This is a genomic window from Arthrobacter sp. R1-13, from assembly GCF_054161475.1.
The window spans coordinates 820,512-839,670 of the sequence record NZ_CP096420.1; the positions used below are offsets into that span (position 1 = coordinate 820,512).

The following is a 19,159-nucleotide window of genomic DNA, read 5'->3' on the forward strand; positions in this document are numbered from 1 at the left end:
GGATGGGCCCACGCCGGCAGGGTTCCCTGGCCGAAGCGGAGCGAGGTTAGGGAACCGGTGGGGACTAGGCGCCCAGACGATCGCCTGTCTTGGTGTCGAACAGGTGTACGTGGCCCGACTGCGGCCGGACGTAGATGACCTCGCCCTTCATCGGGGGGCGGCGGCCGTCGACGCGTGCCACGATGTCGTGGTCCTTGCCGTCAAGCGTGGTGTGGCCGTAGACGTAGGCATCGGCACCGAGCTCTTCGACGACGTCCACTTCAACCTTGAGGCCTTCGCCGGCGGGGGCCGTCTCGAGGTCTTCAGGGCGGGATCCCAACGTAACGGTGCTGCCGTGTGCCTCTTCGAGGACGTTGCGGGGAACGGGGTAAACCGTTCCACCGAACTGAACGCCGCCGTCGACGACGGGGAGCTCGAGGAGGTTCATGGCGGGGGAGCCGATGAAGCCTGCAACGAAAACGTTCTTTGGCTTGTCATAGAGGTTGCGCGGGGTGTCGACCTGCATCAGCAGACCGTCCTTGAGAACAGCAACGCGGTCGCCCATGGTCATGGCCTCAACCTGGTCGTGGGTCACGTATACGGTGGTGACGCCAAGACGGCGGGTCAGGGATGCGATCTGGGTACGGGTCTGGACACGGAGCTTGGCATCCAGGTTGGAGAGCGGCTCATCCATGAGGAACACCTGCGGGTTACGCACGATGGCACGGCCCATGGCAACACGCTGGCGCTGGCCGCCGGACAGTGCCTTCGGCTTGCGGTCCAGGTACGGCTCGAGGTCAAGAAGCTTGGCGGCTTCGCGAACACGCTCGGCGCGCTCTTCCTTGGAAACGCCGGCGATCTTCAGTGCGAAGCCCATGTTGTCAGCAACAGTCATGTGCGGGTACAACGCGTAGTTCTGGAAAACCATCGCGATGTCGCGGTCCTTCGGCGGAACATCGGTGACATCGCGGTCGCCGATGAGGATGCGGCCGGCATTTACATCTTCCAGCCCCGCAAGCATGCGGAGGGAAGTGGACTTGCCACAGCCGGAGGGGCCAACGAGGACCAGGAACTCGCCATCGGCGATTTCAATGTTGAGCTTGTCAACAGCGGGCTTCTCTGTGCCCGGGTACAGACGCGTAGCGTTATCAAAAGTAACTGTTGCCACAGTTATCAATCCCTTCACCGGCAGGTACGTGCCGGACGATCCGTAGTGAATGGTTCATGTAATTCAGTTATATGCTCCCCGTTTTCCGCTAAAGGAAGCCGGGGAGCATCGAGTGACGCCGCACGGTTATGTGCGCCACATCACCTTGAAGAGTATGTCAGAAAAAGTGAATTCGGTCATAAATGTTACGAATGTCACGTGTGAGGTCTCTTACCCGGCGTTGTCCGGCTTGTCCGTTGCGGCACTTTCCGGATCAGCGCCGAGGGCCAGGCATCGGGTCCTTTCCCGAAGGAGCGCCTCAAGGAACTCTCCTACGTGGACGGGGGCCTCCACCCGAAACTCCGCCTGCGTAAAGTCGAAGCCGACTTTGACACCAAGGTCGCCGGGGACAAGCCGGCCCAGGGCGTCTTCGTCCGTGGTGTCGTCCCCCACAAAAACCACGGCTGTAGCGCCTGAGGACTGCCGCAGGAACTCCACGCCTTCGCCCTTGGAGGCATGGACCACGGACGTCTCCAGGACGCGCTTGCCGTTTTTCAGGTAGACACCATGCCGGTCCTGAAGTGCCGCCCGGGCGGCGGCAACAGCGTCTTCGGCGACGTCGTCCGAAGCCAGCCTCGTATGGAGCACGACCCCGGCAGGCTTGTCTTCAAGCAGGGTTCCGGGAGCGACGTCGACGATCTCTTCCAGGATCCTTCGGACGTCAGCGAGGAGGTCACGCTGTTCCGCGTCGAGGGTCAGTTGTGCAGAGTCCGGGCCCAGCCAGGCCTCTGCCCCGTGGCTTCCGATCAAAAGGGTTTCAGCGGGCGGTGATGCCACGGCCCGGAGGCTGTCGAGCGCTCTGCCCGAGATCAGTGCAGTGCTGGTGCGGGGGAGGGCCGCCAGTGCCGCGAAGGCGGCTGCCGATTGCGGGAGGGCGCGGGCGTCGTCGGCATGGTCCACCAGCGGTGCCATCGTGCCGTCAAAATCCATGGCAACCAGGAGGTGGTCGGTGCAGGCAATCCGGCGGATGGCATCCAGGAGCTCCGGAGCCAGGGTGAGCTGTGCCTTGCCTGCGGCTGGGGAGTCAGCGGCATCGGGCTGAATGGGATCAGGAGTCATCGCGGATTACTTTCTCGTTGAGCGCGCGCAGGAAGTCCGCAGACCAATGATCGACGTCGTGGTCAAGGATCTGACGGCGCATGGAGCGCATCCGCCTCGCGGCTTCCTTCTCTGTCATGTTCACGGCCCGCATGATGGTGTCTTTGAGTCCGTCAATATCGTGCGGGTTCATCAGGAGGGCCTGCTTCAGTTGGTCGGCCGCACCGGCGAATTCACTGAGCACCAGGGCGCCGTCATTGTTGGTGCGTGCCGTGACGTATTCCTTTGCCACCAGGTTCATGCCGTCACGCAGCGCCGTAACAAGCATCACGTCGGCGGCCAGATAGAGCGCCACCATCTCTTCTACCGGGTAGCTGTGGTGGAGGTAGCGGACGGCTGTGTTCTGGATGGTGTCGTAGGTTCCGTTGATGTGGCCAACGGTGCCTTCGACTTCCTCCCTCAGCAGCCGGTAGTGCTCCACCCGTTCACGGCTGGGGCTTGCCACCTGGATGAGGGTGGCATCCTCCACCTTCACCTTGCCTTCGTTCAGCAGTTCCTCGTAGGCCTTCAGCCGGTGCCTGATCCCCTTGGTGTAATCCAGACGGTCGACGCCGAGCATGATGATCTTCGGATTGCCCAGGTCCCGCCGGATCTGGCGGGCACGTTCAACGATCTCCGGCTTGGCTGCAAGTTCGCCGATGTGCTTGACATCGATGGAGATGGGAAAGGCCTGGGCGCGCGCGATGTGGGTGATTTCGCCGTCGCCGCCCTTTACATGGACCTGCTGCTGCTTAACGCTCGCACCAAGGAACCGGCGTGCGGACCGCATGAAGTTTCCGGCGTCGCTGTTTCTCTGGAAGCCCACCAGATCCGCACCGAGCAGGCCGTCGATGATCGCACGGCGCCAAGGCAACTGGGCGAAGATCTCGGGCGGGGGAAACGGAATGTGGTTGAAAAAGCCGATCCGCAGATCGGGCCTGGCCTCCCGGAGCAGGCGGGGAACCAGCTGAAGCTGGTAGTCCTGCACCCAGATAGTGGCCCCGTGTCCGGCGTGACGCACGACGGCGTCGGCGAACCGGCGGTTGACTCTGCGGTAGGCGTCCCACCAGGTACGGTGGAACTCCGGCGGGGCAATGACATCGTGGTACAGCGGCCACAGTGTCGCATTGGAGAAGCCTTCGTAATACAGCTCGACGTCGTCCTCGCTCAGCTGTACGGGAATCAGGTCCATGTTGTCGTGGCTGAACGGCTGGACGGTTTCATCAGGTGCTCCGTGCCATCCCACCCAGGCACCTTCGGTCTTGGTCATCATCGGGGCCAATGCCGTGACAAGTCCGCCGGGAGAGCGCCGCCAGCCGTCGCCGTCTTCCTTGGGGCAGCGGTCCACCGGCAGGCGGTTGGACACCACCATGAAGTCGTATTTAGCGGAAGATGCCCGGCCTTTTCCGGACGGCGCGCCACCTGCCTGTGCATCGTCTGTCCCGCGTGCAGGTCTGTGCATTGGTGCTCCCTGGGGTTGTTGTGGCTCAAATCCACCCTACTTGCACGGAATCTTCGGAGCTATTCGTCCGTTGGGAACGTGGAGGAGAAACTTGAAAGTGCAAGCTCCCAGCTTTCTCGCCTAAAATAGTGAAGTTGCTACCGGGTGGTCCCCGGACCCGATCGACACGAGGAACTTAATGAGCCCCGCAAACGAAGTCCGGAAGTCCAAGGCAGAACGCACTGCTGAGGCACGCGAGAATGCCCGCAAGATCCGTGAGGCACAGATGGCGAAAGACAAACGCAACCGCCTGCTGATCGGCTGGGGCATCGTGGTTGCCGTTGTGGCCATTCTGGCCGTGGTGGCCCTGGTTATCACAACGTCGATGAGGGACAACACTCCCATTGCGGACCAAGGACCAACCCCTGCCAACGCAAACGTGCATGGCGGTGTCACCCTGCTGGCCAATACAGAAGTTGCCAAGTCGGATCCCGCAACCGTCAACATTGCTGACATCCCGGCGGCCCCGGCTACACCGCCTGCGGAAATCAAAGCCCCGGGCGCTGACGCAGAAGCAGGCAAGCCCGTAAAAGTTGTGGTCTACATCGACTTCATCTGCCCCGTCTGCAAGAGGTTTGAGGACACGTACGGCGCCGACCTCACCAACCTCCGGAACGAAGGGAAGATCAGCCTGGAGTACCGTCCCTTGGGCTTCCTGGACAGCAAGTCGACCACCAACTATTCCTCACGCGCTGCCAATGCCGCCGCCTGTGTAGTCAACGAGTCCCCCGAGAAATACGCGGACTTCCTTAACACGCTGTTCGAAAAGCAGCCTGCTGAAGGCGGAGCCGGCCTCTCTGACAACGAGCTGAAGAAGCTTGCCACCGATGTGGGGGCAAAGAACATCGACAGCTGTGTCGACAACAAAGTATTCCGTCCTTACGTGAAGTACGCGACGCAGGCGGCCGCAGCAACAGGCGTCACGGGAACTCCGACCGCATTTGTTGATGGAAAGCAGTGGGGCAAGGGAGACAGCGCGAACGTCGACCTCATCCCGTTTGTTCAGACAGCGATCGACGCCAAGGGCTAACCCGAGGGATTCGATCCTGGGCACTAGCCCGGGCAGAGGCCCAGCTTCGGAAGATTCCGGAGCTGGGCCTATCGTTTTACCCCGCGGTTCTTGAACCTCAGGCCGGCCCCGTTTTTACCTGCAGCCCGTCCGTGGGATAACCTTGTCTAGCGCCGAATTGACGGACTGTTTCTGACGGCCTGTCGAATATGACGGCGCAACGCCTCCTTAGCTCAGTTGGCCAGAGCACCGCTCTTGTAAAGCGGGGGTCGTCGGTTCGAATCCGACAGGGGGCTCACTTTTTACTCCCCGTCAATCAGCTCAAGCAACTCTTTCGCTGCCTTGGCGATGACATCGTGGTCGTACTGTGCGGCGCGGCTCTCAAGGGAGATGATCGCGCAACGGTGGGCTTTCTTAAAGTCGCCGAAGGGAAAGCTGACGCTCCCTTTTGTGCCCTCGGATTTCTCGCCGTCAAGTCCCAGATGCCATTTCGCGAAGTCGTCAAAACCGTGCTTGTCGAGGTACTTGTTGTCGTCATCAGTGGAAGGCGCATGCTCGCTCCAGTCGTCACGGATATCCCGTTCGACTTTCCCCTTCTTGATGAGGCTGCGCGCGTGCTCCAGTGCCCTCTTGTTCAGCTTGACGGCCATCGCTTTGCCTCCAGCGTTCCGTATAGGTGTACCAGCGGTTCGAGTCCCTTATCCAAAGCTAAACCTTCTGTGCGGGGATGTAACCCTGGGGAGATCGTGCGGAAACGTCCCCACAATAATTCGGCCCTAGTTTGGTCAGCATGACGAAAAGGACGTTGCTGCGGACGCGGTCATGGTTGCAGTCCCTGGTCGAGCGGGATACGGCGCCGGCCCTGTCCGGCCCCGCCATGGAAGGCAGGTCTTACGCGGAACTGGCCGACGTCACCCGCTGGGCATGGTTGCCGGCGCTCAGTGGTGTATCGCTGGCTGGGGACCATGCCAGGAAGGCCCATGAAGCAGCGGTCAACGCTCCTGAGGAGTGACCGTCTGAGGCGAGAGTTGCCACCATGTTCGGCGCCCGGGCTTTGCGACTTAAACTGTCTTCTGCCGACGTAATTTGTTGGGTTGAACACACTATTCTTCAACTCACGTGATAATGGCCTAAACTGCTTCACTGAGGTGCCTGAAATGGCGCTGCGCAGCAACGAAAGTGAACCCCCGCTATGGCTACCGATTACGACGCCCCACGCAACAAGACAGAAGAAGAATCCCCCGCTGAATCGCTGGAGGCCCTTCAGGCGTCTCGTGGCGGCGGCGCGCAGACCGCTGTGATCGACGTCGACGAGAATGATACGGCCGAGGGCATTGACCTTCCCGGCGCTGATCTCTCGGGCGAAGAACTGATGGTCATTGTTGTACCCGAGCAGTCGGATGAATTCACCTGCTCGTCCTGCTTCCTGGTCCGTCACAGGTCACAGGTTGCCCTTGAAAAGAACGGCATGAAGTACTGCCGCGACTGCGAAGGCTAGAAGGCCGCAACAGCGGTCACGGACTGCACCTTTCCCAAACTAAACAGCAACAGCACAAGCGCCGGCCGTCCATCGAGGACGCCGGCGCTTCGTCGTCGTTATTCGAGGTAACGAAAACGGTCATAAAGGCGGGCAGGAAAGGGTCATTGGGGGCCCAAACCGCCCGGTTCATTACAGGCTTGTGACCATCAAAACCTGCTGTTAACGGTTAGGTGCCGAAGCGGATACATCCCTCGGCTGCCGCGCTTTCCGCTCCTACGCTTGAGGTATCCAATTCACTCGAGGGGGTGGCCCAAATGAAAAAAATTCATGCGTGGCTCGTTGCCATTCTTATGGCAGCCGGGCTAGGCCTATTGGCACCGGGGCCCGCCTCGGCTGCTGCATACTGCGGGCAGGTGTGGGGGTCAACGACGGAATCCAATCCGGCAATGAGCACCGCGTCTGTCACCAACGTCCGGACGGGGCGCCACTATTGCTTTGACCGGCTGGTTGTTGACCTCAACGGTCCGGTCGCCGGCTATACGGTGAGTTACGTCCCAGCAGTTGTTCAAGATGGCTCCGGTTTTACCATTCCGGTAAACGGCGGCGCGAGGATCCAGGCTACGGTCAACGCTCCGTCCTACGATCAGAACAACAACCCAACCTATAACCCGCCAGCCAAGGCTGAACTCTCCAATGTCTCGGGCTACCAGACCTTCCGGCAAGTAGTTTTTGCAGGAAGCTTTGAAGGCTACACGAGCATTGGCCTGGGTGTCCGGGCGCGGCTTCCGTTCCGCGTCTTCACCCTGGACGGTCCGGGCGCCGGTTCCCGCCTTGTCGTCGACGTCGCGCATTTCTGGTGATCCGATAACCGGACAGCAGGCGACGACGCACTGCCAACCACGACGAGCCCTGGCGGGTAGTCCCGCCAGGGCTCGTCGTCGGCCGTTCTCCCTCTGAGCGGCCCCTACTGGCGCAGAACCCCTACTCGGGAACGATCAGTGCGGGCGTGTCCCTGCGGATGGTTTCGCCCCTGAAGAATCCGGGACGCAACTTAGCCATGATGACCATGAACACTGCGCCCATGGCCAGGATGCCGATGCCAAGGACAAAGACGAGTCCGACGCCGAATACCTCGGATCCGCTGCCGAATTCCGGCGCCCAGCTGTCTACCGCCGTCTGGAAGAACACCACAAACAAGCCGACTCCTCCCACCAGGGGGCAGACGAGGCGGAGCAGAAAGTTGCGGGTGCTGCTGAAGACACTCTGACGGAAGTACCAGGCGCAGGCAATCGCCGTCAGGCCGTAGTAGAAGCAGATCATAAGGCCAAGGGCGAGGATGGTGTCATTGAGGACGTTTTCGCTGATCACGTGCATCACTGCATAGAAGCCGGCAGAGAGAATGCCTGCTGTAAAGATGGCGAAACCAGGCGTTGCGAACTTGGTCATCCGCCGGAATGGCTTGGGCAAAGCACCGTAATGCGCCATGGCCAGCAGGCTCCGTGAGGCGAGGTGAACGTTGACTGCAACGACGCCGCGGAGCTGGACAGGACGGCAAGCGACATCAAGATGGCCAGCGGTCCCATGATGGGCGATGCCAGAGCCGTAAAGATGTTTGCATGGTTTTCCTCGTTATTCAGGCCCAGCCCTTCGGTGCCTACTCCGGCGAACATCATGGTGGCGATGGTCACCATGAGATAGATGCCCAGGACGACGACGGCCGTCAGGGTGCCGGCGACGCCCGCCGTCCTCTTGCCGTTGGTGGTCTCCTCATTTACGGTGAGGCACACATCCCAGCCCCAGTAGACGAAAATCGACAGCGAGATCCCTGCAGCGATCTGGCCGAAAGTCTCGATCCTTGTGACGTCGAACCACTCCCAGCTGAAGGGGATGGCGGTCTCCGACGCTGACCAGTTAGCGAACGCCATCGCCACAAACAGCCCCAGCACCAGCAACTGGAATCCGACCAATCCGTACTGGACGATCTTTGTGGTGTGAAGCCCCCTATAGCTGATCCAGACGGCCAGGGCCACAAAGACAAAACACGTGATCACGTTCAGCGGCTTGTTTGCGGCCAGGTCAGCCAGCTCGGCATTGCCGGTCAGCTGCGCCAGGAAGAGGTAGAAGAAGTCCACCGCCACACCCGCCAGGTTGGACAGCACAATAATGTTTGCTGCCAGCAGGCCCCAGCCACCCATCCAGCCCACCCACGGGCCGAAGGCTTTGGTCACCCAGGTGAAGGTGGTCCCGCTGTCAGGGGAATCGGCGTTGAGTTCCCTGTAAGCGAGCGACACCAGGATCATCGGAATAAAACCGATGAGGAAAATGACGGGCAATTGCAACCCCACTTCACTGACCGTGGGGCCCAAGGCGCTGGTAAGCGTGTAGGCCGGGGCGATGGTGGAGATGCCGAGGACCACGACGGCGAGCAGCCCAAGCTGTCCGCCTTTCAGGCCTTTGCCGGAGATACCGTGAGCGGAGGAGGGGCCGCCGGTAGCGGCATCCTCATGGCGCTGAACTGTCTGACTCATGAGAGCCCTTTCTGGAAGGCAGCAGGCTGCTGTTGGGTAATGCAGTGAATGCCGCCGCCGCGGGCAAAGAGCTCGCGGGCGTCAACACTGACGAGGCGGCGTCCGGGGTAAGCGTCGGCGAGGATGCGCAGTGCTTTCTCATCCATGGCATCCTCGAAACTGCACGCGATGACTCCGCCATTGACCACCAGATGGTTGATGTAGGAGTAATCCACAAAACCCTCGTCGTCTGTGAGGACAGCAGGGGCGGGGACCTCGGTGACTTCCCATTCACCTCCCGCAGAATCCCGGGTGGTGTGCAGGAACTCGATAATTTCCTGCGATACCTCGAAGTCGGGGTGTTCAGGGTTCTGCTGGGAGTGGACCAGAAGCTTTCCCGGTGCGGGAATGGCCGCAACAATGTCCACGTGGCCGCGGGTACCGAAGCGTTCGGAGTCCCTGGTCAGGCCGCGGGGAAGCCAGATCACGTGAGTGGCGCCGATAGTTCTGGCAAGCTCAGTTTCAACCTCCGCCTTCCCCCAGCCGGGGTTGCGGGCCGGATCGAGCTGAACGGTCTCGGTGACCAGCACGGTTCCCTGTCCGTCCACCTGGATTCCGCCGCCCTCGTTGACCAGCCGTGAGACAACATGTTCAGCTCCTGACCTTCCCGCGATTTCACCGGCTATCAAGGCGTCCTTGTCCCAGCTTGCCCACTCCTGCGCACCCCAGCCGTTGAAGACCCAGTCCACCGCGCCAAGGCGGCCACGGTTGTCGAGGACGAATGTGGGACCGATATCACGCATCCAGGCGTCGTTGAGATCTGCCGTGAGCACCTCGACGGCCGGGTCCAGGTAATGAGCGGCGATGCCGACGTCGGAAGGGTTAACCAGCATGGTGACAGGTCCAAATACGACAGCGGCGTTGGCCACCGCTGCCCAGGTCTTACGTGCAGCGTGGGCGGCCTCGCGGCCATCCCCGAGGGTATAGCCGCCGGTGGGGAAGGCCATCCAGATCCGATCTTGGTCCTCAGTCTCCGCGGGCATGCGCCAGGATGTCACGCCGTCGCCTCCACGGGGACAGCGGCCTCGAGGCCGAGCGGGGCCGACGGATCGATGGCTTGGGTCAAACGCCCATAAGTGTCAGGCCGGCGGGTGGCCAGGAAGGGGAAGAGCGTGAGCCAGTCCCGGCGCTGGTCAAGGTCCAGGTCCGCTACCAGCACGGCCGATTCATCCCGGGGTCCCCGAACCAGGATCCTTCCGTAGGGATCCGAGATGAACGAAGAACCGTAGAAGTTCAGGCTTCCTTCCTGTCCCCAGCGGTTCGGAACAACCATGAACAACCCGTTTGCTATTCCGTTGCCGACAATCACTTGCTGCCACAACGGCTGGGTGTCGAAGTCCGGGAACAGCGGCTCGGAACCGATGGCAGTCGGGTAGACCAGCAACTCTGCTCCGCCAAGGGAATAGAGCCTGGCGAGTTCGGGGAACCATTCATCCCAGCATGTGGGCATACCCAACCTTGCGCCACCGAGTTCGGCAGGGGAGTGGACCTGGTAGGCATCTTCGGCATCCGGGCCTTGGCGGAAGAACTTGTCTTCGTAGTACCCGGCCGTGACAGGAATGTGCAGCTTATGGGTCCGTGCCAGCAATTCTCCCTCCGGGGACACCAGGATCGAGGTGTTCAGGCCGAGGCCGTCGTCGGAGCCGTCGGGATTCTCCGCTTGCTGATAGAGCGAGGCATGGACGCAGACTCCGTGTCGCCGAGCAACCTCAGCGGCAAAGCGGAAGGTGGGGCCTGTCATGAGGTCCTCGGCTGCGTCGGACGGCCGTGGCCGGGTTTGGTGCGGGAGAGTCAGGTCGTTTTCGGGAAGAACATCTGCGGGATAGCGGGAAAGAGTAAGTTCGGGAAGGAAGACAACAGTGGCTCCCAGACGTGCGGCGCGTTCTATTCCCTCATCAAGTTCCGCCCGAAGGGTTGACGCGGTTGAGTGCCAGCGGTGCTGAACCACGCCGACCCTTAAGGGCAGACGAGTGGAAGGCGTCATCCGTGCAGGTGATGCCAGAGGCGCGAGGCAGGTTATTTCAATCATGGTGGTGATTTCTCCAGTGAGACGGTCGTCACTAAATGAATGACGTTCATTTAGTATCCCCAAGGTTGAGGCGTAGGGCAAGGGAAAAATGAACAAAATTCATTTGATTTAAGCCGCGGGCGAGATTTGCTGGCACCGGCGCTGCCGCTGGGATAGCTTCGAAGGACCGGAACATACGGCGGAAAAGCATTCAGGAGGAGCATATGAAAGCGTCACCCACCCTGACCAACAACATGCAGGCAGTGCTTGCGGACCTCATCGAACTGCACATCCAGGGAAAGCAGGCCCACTGGAACATCGTGGGTACCAACTTCAGGGATCTTCACCTTCAGCTGGATGAAATCGTGGATGCGGCACGCTTGTTTGCGGACGACATGGCTGAACGCATGCGGGCACTCCATGCCCTGCCGGACGGACGCAGTGCAACGGTGTCCGAGTCCACGAGCCTGGCCCAGTTCCCGGAAGGCCTGATCAGCACCAAAGACGCCATCGACCGGATTGTCGCAGCCCTTGAGGCTGCCGTCGGGACCATGCGCAAAGTCCATGACGAGGTGGATGACGAAGACCCGACGACGGCTGATCTGCTTCACACATTCATTGAAAAGCTGGAGCAATTCGCCTGGTTGGTTGGTGCCGAGAACCTGAAGGCGACCGCCAGTGTGACCCGACCCGATTCACAGTAGGTCCGTCCAAACTCCACGTTCTGTACTCACGTCACAGAGCGGTCCGCGTGGCCCATGCCGCGCCTAGAGCGTCCGACGCCGGGACTTCCCCCGGCGTCGGGCGTTTTTGTGTTTCTCGCGGAGCGCTCAGCCACTCTTGACATCCGGAGCGTTTAGCCGATACTTAAGTATGTGCTTAACAATCAGCATGCCGACCAGTCCGGAAGAGCTCAGCTTGATTCTGTTTTCCAGGCGCTGACGGACCCAACCCGACGGGCGATCATCGTCCGGCTCTGCCAAGGGCCGGCTTCGGTGTCGGACCTGGCAGCACCTTTTGCGATGAGCCTGCCTGCGATTGTGCAGCACCTGCAGGTCCTGGAAAACTGCGGGCTCATCCACACCGAAAAAATCGGCAGGGTCCGCAGCTGCAGCATCGTCGCCGCGACCCTCCGGTTTGCGGAGAACTGGCTCGCTGCCTGCCGGACTCCTGCGGAGCGCCGCATGGACCGGCTCGAAGCATTCCTTGAATCAGATGATCCATCCAAATCACAACCAGAAGACAACTAGGCACGAGACAACTAGGAGAAACCGATGAAGACTCCCATCACGCACGCAAGCTTCACACTCGAGCGCAAACTCAACGCCCCGCCGTCGCGCGTTTTCCATGCGTTCTCCGACTTTGCGAGCAAGAAGAAGTGGTTCGGCGGGCCACCGGAATGGGTCCAGGGCGAATCCAGCCTGGACTTCCGCGAGGGTGGCCGTGAGACGGATGTCGGAGGGCCGGAAGGCGGATTCGTCTCCACCATGCATGCGACCTATCACGACATCGTCCAGGACGAGAGGATCGTCTACAGCTACGAAATGCTTATCGACGGCCAGAGAGTGTCTGTGTCTCTGAGCAGCGTGGAGCTTGAGCCCGACGGGAGCGGCACAAAGCTGACATTAATCGAACAGGGCGTCTACTTTACGAGCGAAGATGACGTCGAAGGACGCAAAGAGGGTACAGAGGGCCTCCTCGACGCTCTGAAGATCTACGTGGAAAGCGATTGACCGGGCCCGCCAAACTCACATTTGCCCCACAGCCCGGGACATAGGACAATAGCCTCTGTGACTGTTGTCACCGCAAACTAAATATATGCCTTTGATCTGCGGCGGGAGAGTCCTGCAAGTAGGTACAAGCAGGCGCCGTAGGAGCAAACCCTCCCCAGGAATCTCTCAGGCCCACGTACCGCCGCGGCAAGGCAACTCTGGAAAGCAGCAAGTTTGTCCGCTCCAGCACCGGGATCATATCCGGGCTTCTGCCGAACAAACTGTGCTCACCGACGGTGCAAGCGGAGCCATGCGAAAGCACGGCTGCGCGGAAACTCTCAGGTCCAATACAGAGCGGGGAGGAACCCAGTCAATGTGGCGTACCCTGCGCCGCCTTAGTTTTGGAGTTCCTTGTGACTGTTAAATCAGCCTCCACGTCCTTTGTTGATCGGCACGTCGGCGCCCGCCACGAGTCGGACGTTGACGCCATGCTCAAGGCAGTGGGCTACGACACCGTTGATGCGCTGGTGGACACCGCGGTACCGAAAGATATCCGCCAGGATTCTCCGCTGGCGCTTTCTCCGGCACTGAGTGAGGTTGAAACCCTGGCGGAGCTGCGCAAGCTGGCGGCGAAGAACAAAACAGCCGTCCAGATGATCGGCCAGGGTTACTACGACACCCTGACTCCGCCGGTCATCCGCCGCAACATCCTCGAGGCCCCGGCCTGGTACACGGCCTACACCCCGTACCAGCCGGAGATTTCCCAGGGCCGCCTCGAGGCCCTGCTGAACTTCCAGACCATGGTCCAGGACCTGGTGGGCCTGCCCATTGCCAACGCTTCGCTCCTGGACGAAGCCACCGCGGTGGCAGAGGCTGTGCTGATGATGCGCAGGGCCAACAAGAATAAGGCTGCAGTTGATGGCAAAACGGTCCTCGACGCTGACTGCCTGCCGCAAACCATTGCCATCGTCAAAGGCCGGGCCGAGGCCCTGGGCTTCGAGGTGGAGGTGGCGGACCTCTCCAAGGGACTGCCCGACGGCGTCATCAACGGTGTGGTGCTGCAGCAGCCGGGCGTCTCCGGCAGGGTCTTTGACCACTCTGCGGTCATTGCGGACGCCAAAGAGCGGGGCGCCCTGGTAACGGTCGCTGCCGACCTGCTGGCACTGACCCTCATCACTCCTCCGGGAGAACAGGGCGCAGACATTGCCGTCGGTTCGGCCCAGCGCTTCGGTGTGCCGCTGTTCTACGGCGGCCCCCACGCGGCTTACATGGCCGTCCAAAAGGGCCTCGAGCGGTCCATGCCCGGCCGCCTGGTGGGAGTCTCCAAGGACTCCGCAGGCACCCCGGCCTACCGTCTGGCACTGCAGACCCGTGAACAGCACATCCGCCGTGAGAAGGCCACGTCCAACATCTGCACGGCCCAGGCGTTGCTGGCAATCGTTGCTTCCATGTACGCCGTCTACCATGGTCCGGACGGCCTGAAAGCCATCGCCGAGACCACTCACGGGCACGCGAAGTCCCTGGCCGCCTCCCTGACAGCCGGCGGCCTGGACGTGCTGCACACCAGCTTCTTTGACACCATCACGGTTTCGGTTCCGGGCAAGGCTGCTGAAATCCTTGCCGCTGCCGAGGCCCGCGGGATCAACCTCCGCGCCATCGATGCGGACACCCTGGGGATCTCCGCGGATGAAGCGACGACGGCAGACATCGTCGCCGCGGTCTGTGCCGCTTTCGGCGTCGCAGTAGTGGAGGCAGGCACCGGTTCAGAGAAGTCCTTTGGGCTGGAGCCGGTCGTCGAGCGTACCTCCGACTTCCTGCAGCACCCTGTATTCAACACCCACCGGTCCGAAACCCAGCTGCTGCGGTACGTCCGCAAACTCTCTGACCGCGACCTTGCCCTGGACCGCACCATGATCCCGCTGGGTTCCTGCACCATGAAGCTGAACGCGACAGCCGAGATGGAAGCCATTTCCTGGCCGGAATTCGCCTCCATCCATCCGTTCGCTCCCGATTCCCAGACTGAGGGCTGGCGGGAACTCATCGCAGACCTCGAGGCCGAACTGACGGAGATTACAGGCTACGACCAGGTCTCCATCCAGCCCAACGCAGGCTCCCAGGGGGAACTTGCCGGCCTGCTGGCCATCCGCGGCTACCACCGCTCCCGCGGCGATTCCCAACGCAACATCTGCCTCATCCCCGCCTCCGCCCACGGCACCAACGCGGCATCTGCTGTCCTGGCCGGAATGAAAGTGGTGGTTGTTGCCACCGCCTCCGACGGAACGATTGACCACGCTGATCTGCAGGCGAAGATCGATGCCCACAAGGACGCGCTGTCCGCGATCATGATCACCTACCCGTCCACACACGGTGTGTACGACGCCGACGTCCGCGAGGTATGCGATGCCATCCACGCAGCGGGTGGACAGGTCTACATCGACGGCGCCAATCTGAATGCACTCGTAGGGCTGGCCCAGCCCGGCAAGTTCGGCGGCGACGTCTCCCACCTCAACCTCCACAAGACGTTCTGCATCCCGCACGGCGGGGGCGGACCCGGCGTCGGACCTGTTGCAGCCAAGGCACACCTGGCCCCGTTCATGCCCGGGAACGCGGCCACCTGGACCGAAGGCAACGACGTTCCCATTTCGGCCTCGCGCTTTGGCTCCGCGGGCGTGCTGCCCATCTCCTGGGCCTATGTGAAGCTCATGGGCGGCCAGGGCCTGACCGACGCCACCAAATCTGCCCTGCTCGCAGCCAACTACATTGCTGCCAGGCTGAACGACTTCTTCCCGGTCCTCTACACCGGCGAAGGAGGGCTGGTGGCGCACGAGTGCATCCTTGACCTCCGCGAGCTCACGGCAAGGACAGGCGTCACGGCTGAGGACGTTGCCAAGCGCCTGATCGATTACGGTTTCCACGCTCCGACGCTGGCTTTCCCCGTAGCAGGAACACTCATGGTGGAACCCACAGAGTCGGAGGATCTCGGTGAAATGGACCGCTTTATTGAGGCCATGATCTCCATCCGCGCCGAGATCGACCAGGTGGCGGACGGGGACTTCTCCGTGGCCGAGAGCCCGCTCCGGAATGCGCCCCACACGGCAGCGGCAGCGATCAGCACTGGCTGGGACCGGGTATACCCGCGAGAACAGGCTGTTTTCCCCGTGCACTCGCTGAAGCAGGACAAGTACTTCCCGCCGGTGGGCCGAATTGACGGCGCTGCCGGGGACCGGAACCTGATCTGCTCGTGCCCGCCCCTCGAAGCCTTCGAGGACCACTCCGCCGACTTCGCCAACTGAGGACTGCAACCATGACTGAGAACTACACTGCCCTGTACGAGGAGCACAAAAAGCTCGGCGCCTCCTTCACAGATTTTGGCGGTTGGCAGATGCCGCTCAAGTACAGCTCCGAGCTGGCGGAGCACCACGCAGTTCGGAAATCGGCCGGTATCTTCGATCTCTCCCACATGGGCGAAGTCTGGGTCACCGGGCCTGACGCTGCTGCGTTCCTGGATTACGCCCTCGTGGGAAAGATCTCTGCGATGAGCGTAGGAAAGGCCAAGTACTCCCTCATCTGCAACGAGGATGGCGGCATCATCGACGACCTCATCACCTATCGCCGCGGGGACACCAAGTTCCTGGTGGTGCCGAATGCAGGCAACGCCAAGACAGTGGCTGAGGCGCTGGCGCAGCGCGCTGCGGATTTCGACGTCGTCGTGGGGGACGTGTCCGCCGCTACTTCCCTGATCGCCGTCCAAGGACCGAAAGCTGAGGAAATCCTCCTCCGCCTGGTTCCTGCCGCCCAGCACGAACTGGTCAAGGGGCTGAAGTACTACGCAGCCGTCGAGGTCCCCTTCCTCGTGGGGGGAAGCAGCCAGGAGCTGCTTTTGGCCCGTACCGGCTACACCGGTGAGGACGGCTTCGAGATTTTCATTGATAACGACGACGCCGCTGCTCTCTGGCAGTCCATCGTCGCGATTGCTGACGAGGGAGAGCTGATGCCGGCAGGCCTGGCCTCCCGGGACTCCCTGCGCCTCGAGGCAGGCATGCCGCTGTACGGCAACGAGCTCTCGATCGACGGCGATCCGTTCGCTGCCGGCCTGGGCGGAATCGTCGCGCTGTCCAAGGAAGGCGACTTTGTGGGCAAGGCCGCCCTGGCCGCCAAAAAGGAAGCCGGCGCCGGCGTCAGCACCGGACGCAAGCTGGTGGGGCTCAAAGGACTGGGGCGCCGTGCCGGGCGGGGGCACTACCCGGTACTGAAGGACGGGGCCGTTGTTGGTGAAGTGACCTCAGGCCAACCAAGCCCCTCGCTCGGCTATCCGGTAGCGATGGCCTATGTCGACGTCGAGCACGGCGAAATTGGCACAGCCTTGGACATCGACCTCCGGGGTAAGGCGGAGCGGTTCGAAGTAGTGGCACTGCCGTTCTACAAGCGCGCAAAGTAGCCCTACCATCCGGTGAGGATCCAACATCCTGGGCTGGTTGCGTCAGCCCGTCGGGACCGACATCCTCTGCGGGCTCGGTCGCGAAGACGCCCGCTGGGCGGACGTGACGCTCCCTTAGACGCCCGCTGCCGGATGCCGGCCCCAAGGGGCCAGCCAGCCCCTCGAGGACAGCTCACCTTCCGTACACGGCAGCTTCCGCTTTCGAAAGCCGAAGGTGCTGGGGGATGAGCGCCTGCCGGGGGTTGAGCTAGTCGAAACCCACGGCCTGGAGATAGCTCGGACTAATAGATCTTGAAGGGCCAGTGTTTTTCCAACGGAACACTGGCACGAAGCGGCAGGTGAGCGGATTCCGGAAGCGTGCGTCTAAGCGAGGAACGAGCGAGCACGCGGAGGAATTCGGTTTCCTGCCGTTCTACGGAACCACTAGATTTCAAACGTAAAGGAAAAGACATGGCAAAGGTTGCCCCTGAATTGCAGTACTCCGACGAGCACGAGTGGGTTGCCCGCGAAAGCGGGAACCTGGTCTCCATTGGGATTTCCGCCGTGGCCACGGATGCCCTCGGCGATATCGTCTATGTTGACCTTCCCGAGCTCGGATCGATGGTGACGGCGGGGGAGACGTGCGGCGAGGTCGAGTCCACCAAGTCCGTCTCAGACCTGTACGCCCCCGTGACCGGCGAAGTCACTGAAGTGAACCCCGCCGTCGTCGATGACCCGGCGCTGATTAACAACGACCCGTACGGTGCGGGCTGGCTGTTCAAGGTGGCTGCGGAGTCCGAGGGCCCCCTGCTCTCCGCGGAGGACTACGCTTCCAAGAACGGCGGAGAACTGTGAGCACCCCGGCCGCAGGCACCGCTCCGGCGGCATTCGAGCAGGTCATTTCACCCAGCCTTGACGCACAGCTGTCTGATCTGGATCCGGAAATCGCTGCGAAGATCGACGACGAATTGACCCGCCAGCGCACCGGCCTGGAGATGATCGCCTCGGAGAACCACACCGCCGTCGCCGTGATGCAGGCCCAAGGCTCGGTGCTGACCAACAAGTACGCCGAGGGGTATCCGGGCAAGCGCTACTACGGCGGCTGCGAGCACGTTGACGTGGTGGAGCAGCTGGCGATCGACCGGGTAAAGGCCCTCTTTGGCGCAGAGTACGCCAACGTCCAGCCGCACTCCGGCGCACAGGCCAACGCTTCCGTTATGCACGCCCTGATCAGGCCCGGCGATACCATCATGGGCCTCAACCTGGCCCATGGCGGCCACCTCACCCATGGCATGCGGATCAACTTCTCCGGACGCCTGTACAACGTCATTCCGTACCAGGTACGCGAAGAGGACCACCGGATTGACATGGCAGAGGTGGAGCGGCTCGCCAACGAGCACAAACCCCAGCTGATCGTTGCCGGCTGGTCCGCTTATGCACGCCAGCTCGACTTTGCTGAGTTCCGCCGGATCGCTGACTCCGTGGGGGCCTACCTCATGGTGGACATGGCACACTTTGCGGGCCTGGTCGCCGCCGGACTGCACCCGTCACCGGTTCCCCACGCGCACGTCACCACCTCAACGACGCACAAGACCCTCGCAGGTCCCCGCGGTGGAATCATCCTCACCAACGACGCCGACATCGCCAAGAAGATCAACTCGGCCGTCTTCCCGGGTCAGCAGGGCGGCCCGCTGGTGCACGTCATTGCGGGCAAGGCCGTGTCGTTCAAGATTGCCGCATCGCCCGAATTCAAGGAACGCCAGGAGCGCGTCCTGGTCGGAGCACGGATCCTCGCCGAACGCCTCGTCCAGCCGGACGTCACGGCAAAGGGCATCAATGTGATCTCCGGCGGCACCGACGTGCACCTTGTGCTGGTTGACCTGCGCCACTGTGAACTGGACGGCCAGCAGGCCGAGGACCGGCTTGCGGAAATCGACATCACCGTCAACCGCAACGCTGTGCCGTTTGACCCGCGTCCGCCGATGGTGACTTCCGGTCTGCGCATCGGCACGCCCGCCCTCGCTACACGCGGCTTCGGGGAAGGCGCCTTCAGGGAGGTAGCCGATATCATCGCCCAGGCGTTGATCGCCGACGCCGGCTCTGACCTTTCGGGACTGCGCTCGCGCGTAGAGGCGCTCGCCGCAGCCCACCCTCTCTACCCGCGCGTCGCAAACCTCGCGTAAAAGCGAGGGCATCCGGCAG

At 61.8% G+C, this 19,159-nt stretch carries 17 protein-coding genes, 1 tRNA gene, 1 pseudogene and 1 riboswitch; of the genes and pseudogenes, 12 read left to right on the plus strand and 7 right to left on the minus strand.

Going from position 1 to position 19,159, the window contains the following annotated elements; all coding sequences use genetic code 11:
* Positions 1 to 64 precede the first annotated feature (64 nt).
* The 3 genes from M1D88_RS03995 to M1D88_RS04005 all read right to left on the minus strand — a co-directional run bounded on the left by M1D88_RS03995 (position 65) and on the right by M1D88_RS04005 (position 3,635).
* Positions 65 to 1,147, minus strand: coding sequence for an ABC transporter ATP-binding protein (locus tag M1D88_RS03995; RefSeq protein WP_458113297.1), 1,083 nt, complete (start codon positions 1,145 to 1,147; stop codon positions 65 to 67).
* A 210-nt stretch (positions 1,148 to 1,357) separates the two neighbouring features.
* Positions 1,358 to 2,245, minus strand: a complete 888-nt coding sequence (gene otsB, locus M1D88_RS04000) for a trehalose-phosphatase (RefSeq protein WP_458113298.1) — start codon at positions 2,243 to 2,245, stop codon at positions 1,358 to 1,360.
* Complete coding sequence (locus M1D88_RS04005; protein ID WP_458114420.1) at positions 2,235 to 3,635, minus strand: alpha,alpha-trehalose-phosphate synthase (UDP-forming); 1,401 nt, start codon at positions 3,633 to 3,635, stop codon at positions 2,235 to 2,237. The genes otsB and M1D88_RS04005 overlap by 11 nt, the downstream gene beginning before the upstream one ends.
* A 268-nt stretch (positions 3,636 to 3,903) precedes the next feature.
* Here M1D88_RS04005 and M1D88_RS04010 point away from each other — a divergent pair, with 268 nt between their 5' ends.
* Both M1D88_RS04010 and M1D88_RS04015 read left to right on the plus strand, forming a co-directional pair.
* A complete protein-coding gene (locus M1D88_RS04010; protein ID WP_458113299.1) occupies positions 3,904 to 4,794 on the plus strand; it encodes a DsbA family protein in 891 nt (296 codons plus the stop codon).
* 201 nt (positions 4,795 to 4,995) lie between these two features.
* Positions 4,996 to 5,069, plus strand: a tRNA-Thr gene (locus M1D88_RS04015).
* Positions 5,070 to 5,075: 6 nt separating this feature from the next.
* Here the strand turns inward: M1D88_RS04015 and M1D88_RS04020 are convergent.
* On the minus strand, positions 5,076 to 5,423 hold the full coding sequence (locus M1D88_RS04020; RefSeq protein WP_458113300.1) for a hypothetical protein: 348 nt from the start codon (positions 5,421 to 5,423) through the stop codon (positions 5,076 to 5,078).
* 140 nt (positions 5,424 to 5,563) lie between these two features.
* Here M1D88_RS04020 and M1D88_RS04025 point away from each other — a divergent pair, with 140 nt between their 5' ends.
* The 3 genes from M1D88_RS04025 to M1D88_RS04035 all read left to right on the plus strand — a co-directional run bounded on the left by M1D88_RS04025 (position 5,564) and on the right by M1D88_RS04035 (position 7,113).
* Positions 5,564 to 5,785: a hypothetical protein gene (locus M1D88_RS04025; protein WP_458113301.1), complete on the plus strand. Its 222-nt coding sequence runs from the start codon at positions 5,564 to 5,566 to the stop codon at positions 5,783 to 5,785.
* Positions 5,786 to 5,965: 180 nt separating this feature from the next.
* Positions 5,966 to 6,271: a DUF4193 domain-containing protein gene (locus M1D88_RS04030; RefSeq protein ID WP_309108736.1), complete on the plus strand. Its 306-nt coding sequence runs from the start codon at positions 5,966 to 5,968 to the stop codon at positions 6,269 to 6,271.
* A 296-nt stretch (positions 6,272 to 6,567) separates the two neighbouring features.
* Positions 6,568 to 7,113, plus strand: coding sequence for an AMIN-like domain-containing (lipo)protein (locus M1D88_RS04035; RefSeq protein ID WP_458113302.1), 546 nt, complete (start codon positions 6,568 to 6,570; stop codon positions 7,111 to 7,113).
* Positions 7,114 to 7,234: 121 nt separating this feature from the next.
* Here M1D88_RS04035 and M1D88_RS04040 read toward each other — a convergent pair.
* The 3 genes and pseudogenes from M1D88_RS04040 to M1D88_RS04050 all read right to left on the minus strand — a co-directional run bounded on the left by M1D88_RS04040 (position 7,235) and on the right by M1D88_RS04050 (position 10,849).
* Positions 7,235 to 8,781, minus strand: a pseudogene (locus M1D88_RS04040) (APC family permease).
* On the minus strand, positions 8,778 to 9,818 hold the full coding sequence (locus tag M1D88_RS04045; protein WP_458113303.1) for an agmatine deiminase family protein: 1,041 nt from the start codon (positions 9,816 to 9,818) through the stop codon (positions 8,778 to 8,780). Before M1D88_RS04045 ends, M1D88_RS04040 begins: the two are co-directional and overlap by 4 nt.
* Positions 9,815 to 10,849: a nitrilase-related carbon-nitrogen hydrolase gene (locus tag M1D88_RS04050; RefSeq protein ID WP_458113304.1), complete on the minus strand. Its 1,035-nt coding sequence runs from the start codon at positions 10,847 to 10,849 to the stop codon at positions 9,815 to 9,817. The genes M1D88_RS04045 and M1D88_RS04050 overlap by 4 nt, the downstream gene beginning before the upstream one ends.
* Before the next feature lie 203 nt (positions 10,850 to 11,052).
* On the opposite strand from M1D88_RS04050, the gene M1D88_RS04055 reads away from it, so the two are divergent.
* The 7 genes from M1D88_RS04055 to glyA all read left to right on the plus strand — a co-directional run bounded on the left by M1D88_RS04055 (position 11,053) and on the right by glyA (position 19,140).
* Positions 11,053 to 11,532, plus strand: a complete 480-nt coding sequence (locus tag M1D88_RS04055) for a Dps family protein (RefSeq protein WP_458113305.1) — start codon at positions 11,053 to 11,055, stop codon at positions 11,530 to 11,532.
* 171 nt (positions 11,533 to 11,703) lie between these two features.
* A complete protein-coding gene (locus M1D88_RS04060; protein WP_458113306.1) occupies positions 11,704 to 12,078 on the plus strand; it encodes an ArsR/SmtB family transcription factor in 375 nt (124 codons plus the stop codon).
* A 24-nt stretch (positions 12,079 to 12,102) separates the two neighbouring features.
* Complete coding sequence (locus M1D88_RS04065; RefSeq protein ID WP_458113307.1) at positions 12,103 to 12,561, plus strand: SRPBCC family protein; 459 nt, start codon at positions 12,103 to 12,105, stop codon at positions 12,559 to 12,561.
* Between the two features lie 92 nt (positions 12,562 to 12,653).
* Positions 12,654 to 12,752, plus strand: a riboswitch (glycine riboswitch).
* 201 nt (positions 12,753 to 12,953) lie between these two features.
* The gene (gene gcvP / locus M1D88_RS04070) at positions 12,954 to 15,833 is read left to right on the plus strand and encodes an aminomethyl-transferring glycine dehydrogenase (protein ID WP_458113308.1); all 2,880 of its coding nucleotides are present in this window, start codon (positions 12,954 to 12,956) and stop codon (positions 15,831 to 15,833) included.
* Positions 15,834 to 15,844: 11 nt separating this feature from the next.
* Positions 15,845 to 16,978 carry a glycine cleavage system aminomethyltransferase GcvT gene (gene gcvT / locus M1D88_RS04075; protein ID WP_458113309.1) on the plus strand — a complete coding sequence of 378 codons (1,134 nt, stop codon included), beginning with the start codon at positions 15,845 to 15,847 and terminating at the stop codon, positions 16,976 to 16,978.
* Between the two features lie 450 nt (positions 16,979 to 17,428).
* Positions 17,429 to 17,812, plus strand: coding sequence for a glycine cleavage system protein GcvH (gene gcvH, locus M1D88_RS04080; protein ID WP_458113310.1), 384 nt, complete (start codon positions 17,429 to 17,431; stop codon positions 17,810 to 17,812).
* The gene (glyA, locus tag M1D88_RS04085) at positions 17,809 to 19,140 is read left to right on the plus strand and encodes a serine hydroxymethyltransferase (protein ID WP_458113311.1); all 1,332 of its coding nucleotides are present in this window, start codon (positions 17,809 to 17,811) and stop codon (positions 19,138 to 19,140) included. Before gcvH ends, glyA begins: the two co-directional genes overlap by 4 nt.
* Positions 19,141 to 19,159: the final 19 nt, after the last annotated feature.